General features: G+C 69.0%; 18 protein-coding genes and 1 tRNA gene. 15 read left to right on the forward strand and 4 right to left on the reverse strand.

Annotated elements, in window-relative coordinates; translation table 11 throughout:
* The first annotated feature begins 57 nt into the window (after window positions 1-57).
* On the forward strand, window positions 58-1,818 hold the full coding sequence (locus FXF51_RS07365; RefSeq protein ID WP_187414236.1) for a peroxidase family protein: 1,761 nt from the start codon (window positions 58-60) through the stop codon (window positions 1,816-1,818).
* 91 nt (window positions 1,819-1,909) lie between these two features.
* Here the strand turns inward: FXF51_RS07365 and FXF51_RS07370 are convergent, their stop codons facing one another.
* Complete coding sequence (locus FXF51_RS07370) at window positions 1,910-2,194, reverse strand: hypothetical protein (protein WP_148433492.1); 285 nt, start codon at window positions 2,192-2,194, stop codon at window positions 1,910-1,912.
* Between the two features lie 69 nt (window positions 2,195-2,263).
* Here FXF51_RS07370 and FXF51_RS07375 point away from each other — a divergent pair, with 69 nt between their 5' ends.
* Together FXF51_RS07375 and FXF51_RS07380 are read left to right on the forward strand one after the other, a co-directional pair.
* Window positions 2,264-2,674 carry a VOC family protein gene (locus FXF51_RS07375; RefSeq protein WP_148433493.1) on the forward strand — a complete coding sequence of 137 codons (411 nt, stop codon included), beginning with the start codon at window positions 2,264-2,266 and terminating at the stop codon, window positions 2,672-2,674.
* 26 nt (window positions 2,675-2,700) lie between these two features.
* A complete protein-coding gene (locus FXF51_RS07380; protein WP_148433494.1) occupies window positions 2,701-2,907 on the forward strand; it encodes a hypothetical protein in 207 nt (68 codons plus the stop codon).
* 27 nt (window positions 2,908-2,934) lie between these two features.
* Here FXF51_RS07380 and phoU read toward each other — a convergent pair whose 3' ends face one another.
* The gene (gene phoU / locus FXF51_RS07385; RefSeq protein ID WP_148433495.1) at window positions 2,935-3,579 is read right to left on the reverse strand and encodes a phosphate signaling complex protein PhoU; all 645 of its coding nucleotides are present in this window, start codon (window positions 3,577-3,579) and stop codon (window positions 2,935-2,937) included.
* Between the two features lie 132 nt (window positions 3,580-3,711).
* Here phoU and FXF51_RS07390 point away from each other — a divergent pair, with 132 nt between their 5' ends.
* Window positions 3,712-4,884: a sensor histidine kinase gene (locus FXF51_RS07390; protein ID WP_148433537.1), complete on the forward strand. Its 1,173-nt coding sequence runs from the start codon at window positions 3,712-3,714 to the stop codon at window positions 4,882-4,884.
* Window positions 4,881-5,573, forward strand: a complete 693-nt coding sequence (locus FXF51_RS07395; protein WP_148433496.1) for a response regulator transcription factor — start codon at window positions 4,881-4,883, stop codon at window positions 5,571-5,573. Before FXF51_RS07390 ends, FXF51_RS07395 begins: the two co-directional genes overlap by 4 nt.
* A 54-nt stretch (window positions 5,574-5,627) precedes the next feature.
* Here the strand turns inward: FXF51_RS07395 and FXF51_RS07400 are convergent, their stop codons facing one another.
* On the reverse strand, window positions 5,628-6,209 hold the full coding sequence (locus FXF51_RS07400; RefSeq protein ID WP_262379334.1) for a copper chaperone PCu(A)C: 582 nt from the start codon (window positions 6,207-6,209) through the stop codon (window positions 5,628-5,630).
* A 251-nt stretch (window positions 6,210-6,460) separates the two neighbouring features.
* On the opposite strand from FXF51_RS07400, the gene FXF51_RS07405 reads away from it, so the two are divergent.
* The 4 genes from FXF51_RS07405 to FXF51_RS07420 all read left to right on the forward strand — a co-directional run bounded on the left by FXF51_RS07405 (window position 6,461) and on the right by FXF51_RS07420 (window position 8,277).
* Entirely contained in the window at window positions 6,461-6,943 is a 483-nt protein-coding gene (locus tag FXF51_RS07405; RefSeq protein WP_020544658.1) for a CarD family transcriptional regulator, read from the forward strand.
* Window positions 6,944-6,960: 17 nt separating this feature from the next.
* Window positions 6,961-7,431, forward strand: coding sequence for a 2-C-methyl-D-erythritol 2,4-cyclodiphosphate synthase (gene ispF, locus FXF51_RS07410; protein ID WP_148433497.1), 471 nt, complete (start codon window positions 6,961-6,963; stop codon window positions 7,429-7,431).
* Window positions 7,432-7,613: 182 nt separating this feature from the next.
* Entirely contained in the window at window positions 7,614-7,910 is a 297-nt protein-coding gene (locus tag FXF51_RS07415; RefSeq protein ID WP_148433498.1) for a GlsB/YeaQ/YmgE family stress response membrane protein, read from the forward strand.
* A gap of 97 nt (window positions 7,911-8,007) precedes the next feature.
* Window positions 8,008-8,277, forward strand: coding sequence for a GlsB/YeaQ/YmgE family stress response membrane protein (locus FXF51_RS07420; RefSeq protein WP_148433499.1), 270 nt, complete (start codon window positions 8,008-8,010; stop codon window positions 8,275-8,277).
* Window positions 8,278-8,355: 78 nt separating this feature from the next.
* Here the strand turns inward: FXF51_RS07420 and FXF51_RS07425 are convergent, their stop codons facing one another.
* On the reverse strand, window positions 8,356-9,372 hold the full coding sequence (locus tag FXF51_RS07425) for a hypothetical protein (RefSeq protein WP_148433500.1): 1,017 nt from the start codon (window positions 9,370-9,372) through the stop codon (window positions 8,356-8,358).
* A 57-nt stretch (window positions 9,373-9,429) separates the two neighbouring features.
* Between FXF51_RS07425 and FXF51_RS07430 the strand changes: the two genes are divergently transcribed.
* The 6 genes from FXF51_RS07430 to FXF51_RS07455 all read left to right on the forward strand — a co-directional run bounded on the left by FXF51_RS07430 (window position 9,430) and on the right by FXF51_RS07455 (window position 13,704).
* Window positions 9,430-9,816 (forward strand): PPOX class F420-dependent oxidoreductase, encoded by a 387-nt coding sequence (locus tag FXF51_RS07430; protein ID WP_148433501.1) that lies wholly within the window; start codon window positions 9,430-9,432, stop codon window positions 9,814-9,816.
* 43 nt (window positions 9,817-9,859) lie between these two features.
* Window positions 9,860-11,251, forward strand: a complete 1,392-nt coding sequence (gene cysS, locus FXF51_RS07435) for a cysteine--tRNA ligase (RefSeq protein ID WP_148433502.1) — start codon at window positions 9,860-9,862, stop codon at window positions 11,249-11,251.
* A gap of 256 nt (window positions 11,252-11,507) precedes the next feature.
* Complete coding sequence (gene rlmB, locus FXF51_RS07440; RefSeq protein ID WP_148433503.1) at window positions 11,508-12,470, forward strand: 23S rRNA (guanosine(2251)-2'-O)-methyltransferase RlmB; 963 nt, start codon at window positions 11,508-11,510, stop codon at window positions 12,468-12,470.
* A gap of 20 nt (window positions 12,471-12,490) precedes the next feature.
* Window positions 12,491-12,563 (forward strand) — tRNA-Thr (locus tag FXF51_RS07445).
* 159 nt (window positions 12,564-12,722) lie between these two features.
* The gene (locus FXF51_RS07450; RefSeq protein ID WP_148433504.1) at window positions 12,723-13,004 is read left to right on the forward strand and encodes a hypothetical protein; all 282 of its coding nucleotides are present in this window, start codon (window positions 12,723-12,725) and stop codon (window positions 13,002-13,004) included.
* Window positions 13,005-13,395: 391 nt separating this feature from the next.
* On the forward strand, window positions 13,396-13,704 hold the full coding sequence (locus FXF51_RS07455) for a CPCC family cysteine-rich protein (protein WP_148433505.1): 309 nt from the start codon (window positions 13,396-13,398) through the stop codon (window positions 13,702-13,704).
* Window positions 13,705-14,110: the final 406 nt, after the last annotated feature.

Below are 14,110 nucleotides of genomic sequence, written 5' to 3' on the forward strand. Positions count from 1 at the left end.
CACAAATAGTAGTTAAACGATTACTATAAGTGAAGACCCGAAAGGCGGCGATCGGTCATGTCCAGGACATCGAAGCTCCGCGACCTGTTCTCCAGGGAGTGGTACGAACTGCCGTTCCTGCTGCAACTCGTCGCGCTGGCCAGGATGCGCGCGGCCCTGCGCCGGCACAACCTGTACGACACCCGCCCGGCGGGCGGCGAGCCGGCGCCCGCCCCGTCCCGCCCCCGGCCGGGTCACCGCAGCTACGACGGCTCCGGCTACGACCCTCGCGACGCGGACATGGGCCGGGCGGGCACCCGCTTCGACCGCAACGCCCCGCCGAGCCTGACCGTCCCCGACGAGCGACTGCTGTCACCCAACCCTCGCGAGGTGTGCAACCGGCTGCTGACCAGGGGCGACCTCATCCCGGCCGCCACGCTGAACCTGCTGGCCGCCGCCTGGATCCAGTTCCAGAACCACGACTGGTTCAGCCACGGCGACAACCGCCTCACCGACCCCATCGAGGTCCCGATCGCCGAGGGCGACCACTGGCACGAACGCGTGATGCGGGTGCGCCGCAGCCGTCCCGACCCCACGCCCCACACGGCGGCCGGCGCCGCGCCCACGTACGAGAACACCGTCACCCACTGGTGGGACGGCTCGCAGCTCTACGGCAGCTCGGAGCGGCGCTGCCGCTCGCTGCGGACCGGCGAGGACGGCATGATGGCGCTCCAGGACGGGCGGCTGCCGGACGAGACCGCCCCCGGGCTGGCCGGGATCGACCTGACGGGGTTCAACGACAATTACTGGGTGGGCCTGGCGCTGCTGCACACCCTGTTCGTCAAGGAGCACAACGCGATCTGCGGCAGGCTGCGCGAGGCGTATCCCTCCTGGGACGACGAGCGGCTCTTCCAGACCGCCCGCCTGGTCAACGTGGCCGTCATGGCCAAGATCCACACCGTGGAGTGGACTCCCGGGATCCTCGACAACCGGGCCGTGCGCCTGGGCATGCACACCAACTGGGCGGGCCTGCTGGGGCCGGGCTTCCGCCGCCGTCACGGCCGCGTCGGCAGGGGCGAGGTGCTGTCGGGCATCCTCGGCTCGCCCATGGACCACCACGCCGCCCCGTACTCGATGACGGAGGAGTTCATCGCCTCCTACCGGTTCCACCCGCTGATCCGCGACGACTACCCGGTCCGCTCCCACCGCGACGGCAGCCTGATCACCACCGAGGAACTGCTCCCGATCCAGGGACGGCACACCCGCGCCGCCGTCGACAGGCACGGCATGTCCGACTGGTTCTACTCCTTCGGCGTGACCAACCCCGGCGCGCTGACCCTGCACAACCACCCGCAGGCCCTGCGCGACCTGGTACGCGTCAGCGGCGAGCGGATCGACGTCGGCACCCTCGACATCCTGCGCGACCGCGAACGCGGCGTGCCCCGTTACAACGACTTCCGCCGCGTGCTGCGCAAACCGCCGGTGACCGCCTTCGACCGGATGACCGCCGACCCACGATGGGCGCGGGAGCTCGCCGAGGTCTACGACGGCGACCCGGAGCGCGTGGACGCCACCATCGGGCTGCTCGCCGAGCCCAAGCCGCCGGGCTTCGCGCTGTCCGACACCGCGTTCCGCGTGTTCGTGCTGATGGCGTCGCGGCGGCTGAAGAGCGACCCGTTCTTCACGGACCTGTACACGCCCGAGGTCTACAGCCCGGAGGGGCTGGACTGGATCGACAGGACCGGCATGACCGAGGTGCTGCTGCGCCACCACCCGGAGCTGGCCCCGGCGCTGCGCGGCGTGCCGCACGCGTTCGCGCCGTGGCGGACGCCCGCGTGAGGCGCGAGCCGGGCGAAGGCCCCCCTTCGCCCGGCGTCGCAACCGGTCTGCCCGGAGGAGATGTTAGAGCCACGCCCGTGACCTGCGCGGATCACTGCCCGGTTGGCGGCCAGCTTTCCCAGCGCGGCGGCGGGGGAGCCGCCATCGACTCGGCGTACTGCTCAGCCCTGGCCTGGCAGCCGGGGCAGAGGGGCTGGTCGGTGGATCGGGCCACGGCCTCGGGCTTGGCGGGACGCAGGGTGCCCAGCACGCTGAAGCCCGGCGGCAAGCCGGTCTCCGGGTCGATCAGGAAGGTCGTGACCTCTTTGGGGTCATAGCTGAATTCGCGCTTGCAGACGAAACAACGGCCCGTCTCTGTGTCGCGCTTTTCCGACATGAATGCATCTTAGGGATCGGTCAGGAATCGAGAAGCGGCCGTTCGGCGCACCCCCCTAGCGTGACCGGTATGGACATCTCCATTCATTCGAGTTTCCTGCCGCACGACGATCCCGACGCGTCACTCGCCTTCTACCGTGACGTGCTCGGCTTCGAGGTCCGCGACGACGTCGGGTACGACGGGATGCGCTGGATCACGGTCGGCCCCGCGGACCAGCCGGGCACGTCCATCGTCCTGCAGCCGCCGAGCGCCGATCCGGGCGTCACCGAGGAGGAGCGGCGCACCATCGCGGAGATGATGGCCAAGGGCACCTACGCGGGCATCCTGCTGGCCACCGCCGACCTCGACGGCGTCTTCGAACGGCTGCAGGCCGGTGACGCGGAGATCGTCCAAGAGCCGATCGACCAGCCGTTCGGGGTCAGGGACTGCGCCGTGCGCGACCCCGCGGGAAACCTGATCCGCATCCAGCAGCGGCGCTGAGGCGCCCCGCCCCTGTGGGAGGTCCGATGAACTGGAACAAGTGGATGCGCCAGAGCCATCGCTGGCTGTCCGTCGTCTTCACGGTGACCGTGATCGGGTGCGTCGTCGCCGTGTCGCAGGAGCAGCCGCCCATGTGGGTGTTCTACCTGCCGCTGCTCCCGCTCGTCCTGCAGATGATCACGGGGTTGTTCCTGTTTGTGCTGCCGTACGCCGTCAGGCGGCGCGAGAGGTGAACGCGCGAGGCCCCCGCGCCTTCGTCATCAGCTGGGGCGAGCGCCGGTGACCAGGTAGACGACGTCCTGCGCCACCCGCACCGCGTGGTCCGCATACCGCTCGTAGTAGCGCCCCACCAGCGTGATGTCGATCGCCGGCTCCACACCGTGCTGCCAGTCCTTGGCCAGGATGTTCCTGAACAGCTTGCGGTGCAGCCGGTCCATCGCGTCGTCGTCCTGCTCCAGCTCCAGGGCGGAGTCCACGTCACGCGAAGCCACGCAGCTCCCGGCCTTGGTGACCAGGCTCTCCGCGATCTGGCCCATCTCCAGGATGGTGGAGCGCAGCGCCGGCGGGATGGCGGAGTCGGGGTGCCGCAGCCGGGCCACCTTGGCGACGTGCACCGCGAGGTCGCCCATCCGCTCCAGGTCGGTGCCCATGCGCAGCGCGGTGATGACCATTCTCAGGTCCACCGCGACCGGCTGCTGGCGGGCCATCAGCTCGAAGATGGATCCCTCGATGTCGGCGAACACCGCGTTCACTTCCTCGTCCCGAGAGATCACACTCTCGGCGAGCTGCAGGTCGGCATCGAGAAGCGCCGTGGTGGCACGGGAGATCGCCGAGCGGACAAGGCGGGTCATCTCGACCAGCTTGTCGGTCAGTGCGTCAAGTTCTTCATGGTACGCGTCGCGCATGTCGTCACCGTACGACCCGCTCGATGAACGAACCCCTACAGCAAGATGAACTTTCCAGGAAAGGGCCGTTCATCCCCTGATGAGGGGGTCTGTCCTGCGAAAAGGGCACCTACCATCGAAGGCATGAGTGAGATGGCCATGAGCTTCGCGGCCCTGGCCGGGTTCGTGGTGGGCGCGCTGGCGGTTCTGTTCTACCGGAATCAGATCGAGGCACCAAGCCGGGCCGCCGCCGCTGACGGCGTGGAGACCGGCGCCGCGCTGCCGCAGGGCGTCGCCTCGGTGCTGGCCGTGCTGCCGTCGTCCGCCGTCGTCCTCGACGCCCACGACCGCGTCCTGCGCGCCAGCTCGGCCGCACGTGCGTTCGGGCTGGTCAAGGGCGACCGCCTGATGGCCGCGGAGCTGCTCGCCCTGGCAAGACAGGTACGCAGGGACGGCGAGATCCGCGAGAGCGAAATCGACGTCGCCGGGCACAAGTTCGGCCAGGAGACCACCAACTTCGCCGTCCGCGTGGCGCCGCTCGGCTCCTACGGCCAGGTGCTGGTGCTGGCGGAGGACCAGACCGAGCGGCGCCGGGTGGAGGCGGTGCGCCGCGACTTCGTCGCCAACGTCAGCCACGAGCTGAAGACCCCGGTGGGCGCCATGAGCCTGCTGGCCGAGACCATCCAGGACGCCGCGGACGACCCCGAGGCGGTCAGCCGCTTCGCGGGGCGCATGCAGCACGAGGCGGCCCGCCTCAACTACCTCATCCAGGACCTGATCACGCTCAGCCGGATCCAGGGCGCCGAGCCCATCCCGACGCCGGGTCAGGTCTCGATCGACGAGGCCATCCACGGCGCCATCGAGTACTGCAACACCAGGGCCTCCGCCAAGGACATCGCGCTCGTCATCGGCGGCACCGAGGGCCTGCGCATCTGGGGCGACGACGACCTGCTCGTCACCGCCCTGCGCAACCTGATCGACAACGCCGTCGCCTACAGTCCCGAGCACACGAGGGTCGTCGTCAGCGTGCGGCCCGCGGGCGACTCCGTCGAGATCAGCGTCAGCGACCAGGGGATCGGCATCCCCGAGGAGGCGCTGGAGCGCATCTTCGAGCGTTTCTTCCGCGTCGACGCGGCCCGGTCGCGCGCAACGGGCGGTACCGGTCTCGGTCTCGCCATCGTCAAACACGTCGCCGCTGCCCACGCCGGCGAGGTATCCGTCTGGAGCAAGGAAGGGTCCGGCTCCACCTTCACCCTCCGCCTGCCCGCCTTCGGCGGCACGGCGGTGGCAGTACCACCCTCGATCCCGCTGGAGGCGGCCACATGACCCGAGTACTCGTCGTGGAGGACGAGGAGTCCTTCTCGGACGCCCTGTCCTACATGCTGCGCAAGGAGGGCTTCGAGGTGTCCGTCGCGGCGACCGGGCCCGAGGCGCTGGAGACGTTCGACCGCAGCGGAGCCGATCTGGTGCTGCTGGACCTGATGCTGCCCGGCCTGCCCGGCACGGAGGTGTGCCGCTCGCTGCGGCAGCGCTCCAAGGTGCCGGTCATCATGCTGACGGCCAAGGACAGCGAGATCGACAAGGTCGTGGGCCTGGAGCTGGGCGCCGACGACTACGTCACCAAGCCGTTCTCCTCGCGCGAGCTGGTGGCCCGTATCCGCGCGGTGCTGCGCCGCCAGGGCGACGTCGTGGAGGAGCTGGAGACGGCCGTGCTGGCCGTCGGCCCGGTCCGCATGGACGTGGACCGGCACGTCGTGGCCGTGCGGGGCGAGCAGGTGCAGCTCCCGCTGAAGGAGTTCGAGCTGCTGGAGGTGCTGCTGCGCAACGCGGGGCGGGTGCTGACCAGGGGCCAGCTCATCGACCGGGTCTGGGGCGCCGACTACGTGGGCGACACCAAGACGCTGGACGTGCACGTCAAGCGGCTGCGCGCGAAGATCGAGTCCGACCCGTCGAACCCGCGCTGCATCCTGACCGTGCGCGGCCTGGGCTACAAGTTCGACGCCGTCGAGGAGTAGGCGGCAACGAGAAACCCCGGTACCGCCCGGTACCGGGGTTTTCTCGTGCGATCGTCAGTGACCCTCTTCCGCCGCGGTGGCGGACGGGGTCGGCGTCGGCGAGGGAGCCGCGGTGGCGCCCGGCGCCGGCGGGTAGTCCTTGAACTCGCGGCTGCGCGTGACCACAGGCACGTTCAGGGACACGACACCGGCGTTGGCGAACTGGAGGTCCAGTTTGATGCTTTCGCCGCCCCTGAGGCTCTTGGGGATCGCCTCGAGCATGATCTGGGGCGCGGGCTTGCCGGTGTTGACGAGCGTGTTGGTCGGGAGCTGGATCGGCGCGGTGACCTTCACCGTGCCCATGTCGCCCGCGGAGACCGCCTGGAGCGTGTCGGCGGCGCCCGCGGTGTTGAGGATGTTGAGGTAGACGGGGGCGGAGCCGCGCCACGGAAGCTGGGCTCCGGAGTCGGGGCCGAGGATGAACGCCTGCGGGATGTGAATGCCGCTCTTGCCGTACGCGCCCTTATCGATCAGCACTTGTGCTTCGTTGGGGGCGTAGGGCTTGTTGGTGGTGGCGTCGAAACCGGCCGCGCAGCCCGCGAGCGCGGGGGCTGCCAAGAACGCGGCGGCTACGGCAATCCAGCGACGGCTGGTCACGGGCGGGTACTCCTTGGTCTTGCGCAGGTGTCGCGCGTGCGTGATGTGCAGCGCCCACCATATCCACCCCAATGCAAGGTCATATCCGCACCCCCGCAGGTCATTCGCTATGTCCGGAAATGCGATTCATAGAGTTGAGCGCTTGTCAAGCCCCAATATGCGGCTTTGACCTGCAGTTATGAGGATTTCACTGTTCCGGGAGGCTGTGGATGCGTGGTACCCTGGAGTACAGCGGAAGGGGTACTTGTCACATGACTTTCCAGGTCGGCGACACTGTCGTCTACCCCCACCATGGGGCTGCTCGGATCGAAGCAATCACGACGCGATCCATCAAGGGTGAGGAAAAGACCTACCTGGTGCTCAAGGTCGACAAGGGCGACCTTACCGTCCAGGTGCCAGCTGAAAACGCAGAACTCGTCGGCGTGCGCGATGTTGTCGGTCAGGAAGGCCTTGAGCGGGTTTTCGACGTCCTTCGGATGCCGCACACCGAGGAGCCGACCAACTGGTCTCGTCGCTACAAGGCCAATCTCGAGAAGCTCGCCTCGGGTGATGTCAACAAGGTCGCCGAAGTCGTTCGGGACCTGTGGCGGAGGGACCGCGAGCGCGGCCTGTCCGCGGGGGAGAAGCGGATGCTCGCCAAGGCTCGTCAGATCCTGGTCAGCGAGTTGGCTTTGGCTGAGAAGACCAATGAGGACAAGGCTGAGGCCCTGCTCGACGAGGTCCTCAACTCCTGAACACGAATCTTCCACGGGTGGGCGTCGGAGTCGACGTCCACCCGTTCTCGTCAAGCGACTCAGCCCGCGAGCTCAACCTCGCGGGCCTGCACTGGCCGGGTGAGACCGGCCTCGAAGGCCACTCCGACGGCGACGCCGCGGCGCACGCCGCCTGCGACGCCCTGCTGTCGGCGGCCGGCCTCGGTGACCTGGGCCGGCTGTTCGGCAGCGCCGACCCGCGCTGGGCGGGCGCCTCGGGCGCCGCTCTGCTGGAGGAGACCGCCCGCCAGGTACGCGCCGCGGGCTTCGAGATCGGCAACGTGGCTGTCCAGGTGGTCGGGAACCGTCCCAAGCTGGCCCCGCGCCGCGAGGAGGCCGAGAAGGCACTCAGCGCGGCCGTGGGGGCGCCCGTGAGCGTCTCCGCCACCACCACCGACGGGCTGGGCCTGACCGGGCGTGGAGAGGGCGTCGCGGCCATCGCGACGGCGCTGGTCGTCAACCTTTCCTGAGTTTCCCGCGTCATACGTAGGGACGCGTGAGGGTGTCCTGGCGGGTCGTCGCCTAGCCCGCCTGATTCGGAGGCGGCGGTTCGTCACTGGCGCGGTACGGACCGCCGCCTTCTCATGCGTAGTTTGCCTGATCAGAGGGTATGTGTCCCCAAGACATGTGAACGTCTCGGGGGGAGCTACACATGATCGGCGCGATTGTTTCCGCAGTAGTCATCGGCGCCATCGTCGGTGCGCTGGCCAGACTGCTGGTGCCCGGCAGGCAGAACATGTCCATCGGCGTGACCCTCATCGTCGGCATCGTGGCCGCCCTGATCGGCACGCTGATCGCGCACGCGTTCGGCTGGGCCGACACGAGAGGCATCGACTGGCTGGAGCACATACTCCAGCTCGCTCTGGCCGTCATCGGTGTGCTGCTCGTGACCCGCATGGGCATGGGGCGCGGCCGCGGTGGTGGCCGTACAGGCCGAACCATGACCTGACCTGCGCCTTCGTAACAGCGATGCATAAACCCGGTAGATCGGGTAGCCACCTCCCCGTGAGGATGAACCGCTCACCCTCATGGGGAGGTTTCACATCATGACCATCGAATCCATCCTTGGCGCCATCGTGATCGGCGCCGTGATCGGCGCAATCGGTCGTCTGCTGCTTCCCGGCAGGCAGGCCATCGGGTGGATCCTCACCATCGTCGTCGGCATCGTCGCGGCCCTCGTGGGCACGTTGCTCGCGCAGGTGCTGGGCGTGGAGACGACCCCCGGCATCGACTGGATCGAGCTGGTGATGCAGGTGGTGCTCGCCATCGTCGGTGTGGGCCTGGTCGCCGGGCTCAAGCGCGGCTCCCGCGTCTGACGCCCCCGGCCAAGGCGGGATACATCAGAAACATCGACCCGCCCGGGATCTCCCGGGCGGGTCCGCGCATGCGCTGAATCAGTCCTCGGGCGGGCGCGGGGTGCTGCGCAGCCTGCCGGACGGGGCCGGCGTGTCGTCGTGGATCACCGGGTGCGGGGCGGTGTCCTCCAGCTCCTCGCTCTGCTGCTCGCTCTCGTCTGCGGTCTCCGGGCCGTGGGCGGGGTCGGGGGTGCGCTCCTCGTCCTCGAAGACGGGGTGCGGCTGGGTGTCGGCGTCCTCGCCGTTCTCGTCGTTCTCGTCGTAGGGGCGGGGGTGGACCAGGACGTCGGCGGGCTTGACGCGGTCGCCCCAGCGGACGGGGCGCTTGGGGGCCTCCTCGGGTGTCTCGGGTTCCTGCACGTCCGTGTGGACGGGCTCCTGAGAGGGCTGGGACGGGTCCTGTAACGGCTTCACTGGCTCCTCCTCCTGTACGGCCCACTCGGCCACCCGCGTCGAGACAGGGAGGGTCTCAGGGGCGACAGGAGGGGTCTCGGGGGCGGCGGTGGGGCCGACCACCGGCGTGCTCTCCAGCAGCGCGGGCGCGGGCGCCTCGGTGGCCAGCGGGGGAGCCGCCTGGGGGCGGTGGAAGGGCACGAGGTCCTGCTCCGCCCCGTGGTCCGCGGCCTCAGCGCGTTCCGGGCCACGTACGTGCTTGATCAGCAGTAACCACAGCCACAACGCCAGGGCCAGCATGACCCACGGCGCCAGCGCCACGCCCACGGCGGTCTGGCGCGCGTCGAAGGCGAAGCGCACGGCCGTGGCCACGTTCACCGCGGCGGCGGCGACGATCAGCAGCACCAGCACGAACGCCGCCTGCACCCGGACCAGCATCCTGGCCGGGCGCAGCAGCAACACGCCGATCAGCGCGATCAGCAGGAGCGCGTCGAAGGCCGCCGGATAGAGGAAGGCGAGGTCGGGCCTGGCCTCGCCGGTGAGGGCCAGCGCGCGCAGGTCGTCGAAGGAGAGCGCGCACGCGGCCGCGGTGAGGGCGGCGACCGCGAGCCCCGCCAGGGCGATGCCCAGACGGCGGAGCGTAGAGGGGGGAGTCACGTCCATGGCGGTTTCGAGCCTACAGAACAATGATGGTCAGGACCGATCAAGGGAGACCCGCTCATGGCAGAGCTGTCGGAAGATGTCCGCAAACTCCTGGACACGCCGAATTACGCGACGGTGACGAGCCTGAATCCCGACGGAGGGCCGCAGTCGTCGGTGGTGTGGGTGCGTACGGACGGGGACGACGTCCTGTTCTCGACCGCGAAGGGGCGCAGGAAGCCGCGCAACTTCGAGCGCGACCCGCGAGCCAGCCTGCTGGTCATCGATCCGCAGAACCCCTACCGATACGTGGAGGTGCGCGGGCGGGTGACCATGACGCCCGACCCCGAGGGCGAGCTCATCGAGGAGCTGTCGCAGAAGTACCAGGGCACGTCCTGGACGGACAAACCGGGCACCGAGCGTCTCATCGTGCGGATCTCTCCGGACAGGGTCTTCTTGCGGGGTTGATTTAGCGACGTGGTAAGCGCGTCGAGGCGTTAGCCTTGCCTTCGTGAGCCTGCACATCTACGACACCAGCACGCGCGCCATCCGTGAATTCGTTCCGGTCGAAGCCGGCCGGGCGTCGATTTACCTGTGTGGGGCCACCGTGCAGGCTCCGCCGCACATCGGTCACATCCGCTCGGGTGTGAACTTCGACGTGCTGCGGCGCTGGCTGACGCGGTCCGGGTACGACGTGACGTTCTGCCGCAACGTCACCGACATCGACGACAAGATCATCAGGGTGTCCGCCGAGGAGGGCGTGCCCTGGTTCGTCGTGGCCGAGCGCAACCAGCGGGCCTTCACCTGGGCGTACGACACGCTCGGCTGCCTCCCGCCGACCGTCGAGCCGCGCGCCACGGGGCACGTCCCCGAGATGATCACGCTGATGGAGCGGCTGATCGAGCGCGGTCACGCGTACGCGTCCGGCGGCGACGTCTACTTCGACGTGCGCTCCTACGCCGACCGCTACGGCTCCCTGTCCAACCAGAAGCTCGAGAACATGCGGGGCGCCGGCGACACCGACGACGAGTCGTGCAAGCGCGACTCGCGCGACTTCGCCCTGTGGAAGGGCGAGAAGCCGGGCGAGCCCACGTGGCCGACCCCGTGGGGCCCCGGGCGTCCGGGCTGGCACCTGGAGTGCTCGGCGATGGCCACGAAGTACCTCGGCCCGACGTTCGACATCCACGGCGGCGGGATCGACCTGATCTTCCCGCACCACGAGAACGAGATCGCCCAGTCCCAGGCGGCCGGCGACGGCTTCGCCCGCAACTGGATGCACAACGGCATGCTCAAGATCGGCGCCGAGAAGATGAGCAAGTCGCTCGGCAACTCGCTGCTGATCCCCGAGATGGTGCAGAAGGTCCGCCCCGTGGAGCTGCGCTACTACCTGGCGGGGCCGCACTACCGCTCCTCCATCGAGTACTCCGAGGAGGCGCTGCAGGAGGCCGCGGCCGCGTACCAGCGCATCGAGGGCTTCGTCACGCGCGCCGCCGAGGTCATCCACGACGTCGATGCCGACGCGCCCCTCCCGCAGGCCTTCGCCGACGCGCTCGACGACGACCTCGGCACGCCGCAGGCGCTCGCCGTCGTGCACGAGGTCGTGCGCGAGGGCAACGTGGCGCTGTCGCGCGGCGACAAGGAGGCCGTCGCCCGGCTGCTGGCCGAGACCCAGAACATGCTCGACGTGCTGGGCCTCGACCCGCGCTCGCCGCAGTGGCGCGGTGCGGGCTCCGACCTGACGCCCGTCGTGGACGCGTTGGTGGCGGTGGCGTTGGAGCAGCGGAAGGCGGCCAGGGAGCGTAAGGACTACGCGGCTGCCGACGCCATCAGGAACCAGCTCGCCGCGGCCGGCATCACGGTCGAGGACACGCCGCACGGGGCGCGCTGGGAGCTCAGCCACTAGCTGCATCGAACCGAGCCGGCGGGGCTTGCTGGGGCGCGGCCACCAGTACTATGCCCGGCGGGGCTTGCTGGGAGCTCAGCCATCAGCACTCCGCCCGGCGGGGCTCGCTGGGAGCTCAGCCACCAGCGTTGGTGGAGCAGGTTAGCCGGGAGCTTGGTGGAGCAGGTTTGCCGGGAGCTCAGCCCCCTGGCACCAGCCCCGAGCCCTGTGATCTCGGTGGCTCAGGCTGACCGGCGGCCCGAGTACCCTTGTTGCCATGGCAGCAGGCGGTAGGGCTTCGGGCAGGCCCGCGAAGAAGAAGGGCCCGTCCAAAGGCACCGGGGGGCAGAAGCGCCGGTCGCTGGAGGGCCGCGGCGCGACCCCGCCCGCCGAGATGCGTCACTGGTACAAGGACAAGGCGCGCGCCGAGCGCGTAGCCCGCGAGGAGCGCGGCGGCACCGGCCGCCCCGCCCCCGCCAGGCAGCGCCGCTCCGAGGACGCCCCGGAATACATCGGCGGCCGCAACCCGGTCCTGGAGGCCCTCCAGGCCGGCGTCCCGGCCAGCGCCCTCTACGTTGCTCAGCGCGTCGACAACGACGACCGCGTACGCGACTCCATCAAGGTCGCTGCCGAGCGCGGCATCGCCCTCCTCGAAGTCACCCGCGACAAGCTCGACCGCCTGACGGAGGGCGCCGTACACCAGGGCGTCGCACTTCAGATCCCGGCCTACGACTACGCGCACCCGTCGGAGCTGGTGGACCTCGCCCAGGACGCCGCCGAGGTGCCCCTCATCGTCGCCCTCGACTCCGTCACCGACCCCCGCAACCTCGGCGCCATCGCCCGCTCCGCCACCGCGTTCGGCGCCCACGGCCTGCTCATCCCGTCCCGCCGCTCGGCCGGCGTCACGGGCGGCGCCTGGAAGACCTCGGCGGGCACCCTCGCCAACCTCCGCGTCGCCCGCGCCGCCAACCTGACGGCCGCCCTACGCGAATACCGCGAAGCCGGCCTCTTCATCCTCGGCCTCGACGGCGCCGGCCAGACCGACATCGGCGACGCCGAGCTCCTCGCGGAGCCGCTGGTGGTCGTGGTCGGCTCGGAGGGCAAGGGGCTGTCGCGGCTGGTGCGGGAGCAGTGCGACGTGGTGGTGCGGATTCCTATGCAGGCGGCTGCCGAGTCGTTGAACGCGGGGGTGGCGGCTGGGGTGGCGCTGTATGAAGTCGCTCGTCACAGGCGTCTCTAGCGTCTACACTGGTAGGCCGTGCCGACGTAGCTCAATCGGCAGAGCATCTGTCTTGTAAACAGAAGGTCAGGGGTTCGATTCCCCTCGTCGGCTCTGCGTGTAGAGGCCCCTGAACTGGTGTTTCCGGTTCAGGGGCCTCTACGTTTGTAAGGACAATCGTGAGTTCCGATAGCACGAGAGCCATCCGCCGACGGTCTTGCGAAGACGCGGTGGCCGCCTGCAAGTGGATGACGTGGGGCGCAGACCCTGAGGGTGATCGCCGAGTCGGGCCGCTACGACGTGGACGGGAACGCCGGCGTGAATCTGGGGCTTGTCCAGATCCACGTCCGTCCAGCGAAGATTGAGCAGATCGCCGCGACGAACGCCTGCGTGAGCGGTCAGCGGGAGCTGGGCCCGTTCAGCGGGGTTGTTGGGCAGCAGCTCGTCTACGAGCACGACGTCAGTGAGGGCCTTGCGGAGCACTATGTGGACGTGCTTGTCGGTGTTCGCGGCGAGTGGCCGCCTTTCCTGCCTCCGCTTGTCAGCAGGTCGTAGCGGCGGCTCTTGGTTGAAGAGTGACAGGGAGGTCGCTGAGGGCATGCGGTTCCATGGTCATTGCCGGATTGCACTCATAGGGGATCAAGCGGCGGCGCGGCGCGCCGCCGTACCCCGGCCCTCCGGCCGCCCGCCGTCCGGGCGTGGGGCCTGGGAGCCGGTCCCGGACGGCGGCGGGACACCGGGCCGGGCGCCGCACGCCGGCCCCGTCGTACCAACCGGACGCATTGGCCGGGGTTGCCGCGCCGCCGCACAGATGCTGCTCGAATGCCGGTGTGCGGGCGATGATCGCCAGACGGTAGGAGGAAGCCGCGGGCGCGAGCACGAATAAGTAGCAGATGCATCGCCGACCGAGATGTGGACGCTCAGAGCCGCGTGGCATCATCACGGTATGACGCATCCCGGCATGGAGGAAATCCGCGAGCGCAGGCGGTGGGTCTTGTCCCAGATGGCGGAGCAGGGCGGAGACCGCCTGAATCTACCGCCGGGCGATCAACCGTACACGTGCCCATGCTGCTTCCATCCCACCCTTCAGTACCGCGGCGGCTGTGGGTACTGCGAAGAATGCGATTGGGAGGACGACGGTCAGGATGATCACAACGCCGATGTCGTCATGGGCGGCCCCAACGGGTCGGACAGCTTGACTGCAGCTCGACAGCGCTACCGCGATATGCGGGGACTGCCGCCGCTGGACCTGTGACAGCAATTGGCCGCGAACGGTGCCAGATCAGTCTCGTGTAGGAACTGGCGCCTTAAATTATGACCTGCTGAGAGTTGCAGTACGGACCGCGCACATCATCTGGCCTGCTCTTAACTGTCTGAACCATGATCGGCCGAGCTTGATCCGCAGGTTCTTCGTTCGCGGTCGGGCGTTACGCCGCAGCAGCTCTGTATGCCGCCGAGGAAGCTCAAGATCCGGTCTTCTCTCCGTAGGTGCCAGCGGCCTAATCTTCGTGCTCATGGCTCGCACCACTTCCAAGCCCTCGGTCGACATCACGCAGGTGTTGCCCGAGTTGGGCGCGTACGCACGAACGGCTGTCCGGCTTCACCCCCGGCCAGGGAAACCGAGCATGCATGACAGCCACATTGGAGGACCGCTGTTCTGG

Source organism: Nonomuraea sp. PA05 (assembly GCF_008086045.1).
In the GTDB taxonomy this organism is placed as follows: domain Bacteria; phylum Actinomycetota; class Actinomycetes; order Streptosporangiales; family Streptosporangiaceae; genus Nonomuraea; species Nonomuraea monospora.

What these genes read in the sequence shown, in the direction of transcription:
- FXF51_RS07415 (WP_148433498.1), top strand. Translation starts at nt 7,614, where the DNA reads ATGATCGGCGCGATTGTTTCCGCAGTAGTCATCGGCGCCATCGTCGGT.
- FXF51_RS07405 (WP_020544658.1), top strand. Translation starts at nt 6,461, where the DNA reads ATGACTTTCCAGGTCGGCGACACTGTCGTCTACCCCCACCATGGGGCT.
- FXF51_RS07390 (WP_148433537.1), top strand. Translation starts at nt 3,712, where the DNA reads ATGGCCATGAGCTTCGCGGCCCTGGCCGGGTTCGTGGTGGGCGCGCTG.
- FXF51_RS07365 (WP_187414236.1), top strand. Translation starts at nt 58, where the DNA reads ATGTCCAGGACATCGAAGCTCCGCGACCTGTTCTCCAGGGAGTGGTAC.
- FXF51_RS07455 (WP_148433505.1), top strand. Translation starts at nt 13,396, where the DNA reads ATGACGCATCCCGGCATGGAGGAAATCCGCGAGCGCAGGCGGTGGGTC.
- FXF51_RS07375 (WP_148433493.1), top strand. Translation starts at nt 2,264, where the DNA reads ATGGACATCTCCATTCATTCGAGTTTCCTGCCGCACGACGATCCCGAC.
- FXF51_RS07425 (WP_148433500.1), bottom strand. Translation starts at nt 9,372, where the DNA reads ATGGACGTGACTCCCCCCTCTACGCTCCGCCGTCTGGGCATCGCCCTG.
- rlmB (WP_148433503.1), top strand. Translation starts at nt 11,508, where the DNA reads ATGGCAGCAGGCGGTAGGGCTTCGGGCAGGCCCGCGAAGAAGAAGGGC.
- FXF51_RS07395 (WP_148433496.1), top strand. Translation starts at nt 4,881, where the DNA reads ATGACCCGAGTACTCGTCGTGGAGGACGAGGAGTCCTTCTCGGACGCC.
- FXF51_RS07430 (WP_148433501.1), top strand. Translation starts at nt 9,430, where the DNA reads ATGGCAGAGCTGTCGGAAGATGTCCGCAAACTCCTGGACACGCCGAAT.
- phoU (WP_148433495.1), bottom strand. Translation starts at nt 3,579, where the DNA reads ATGCGCGACGCGTACCATGAAGAACTTGACGCACTGACCGACAAGCTG.
- FXF51_RS07380 (WP_148433494.1), top strand. Translation starts at nt 2,701, where the DNA reads ATGAACTGGAACAAGTGGATGCGCCAGAGCCATCGCTGGCTGTCCGTC.
- FXF51_RS07420 (WP_148433499.1), top strand. Translation starts at nt 8,008, where the DNA reads ATGACCATCGAATCCATCCTTGGCGCCATCGTGATCGGCGCCGTGATC.
- FXF51_RS07370 (WP_148433492.1), bottom strand. Translation starts at nt 2,194, where the DNA reads ATGTCGGAAAAGCGCGACACAGAGACGGGCCGTTGTTTCGTCTGCAAG.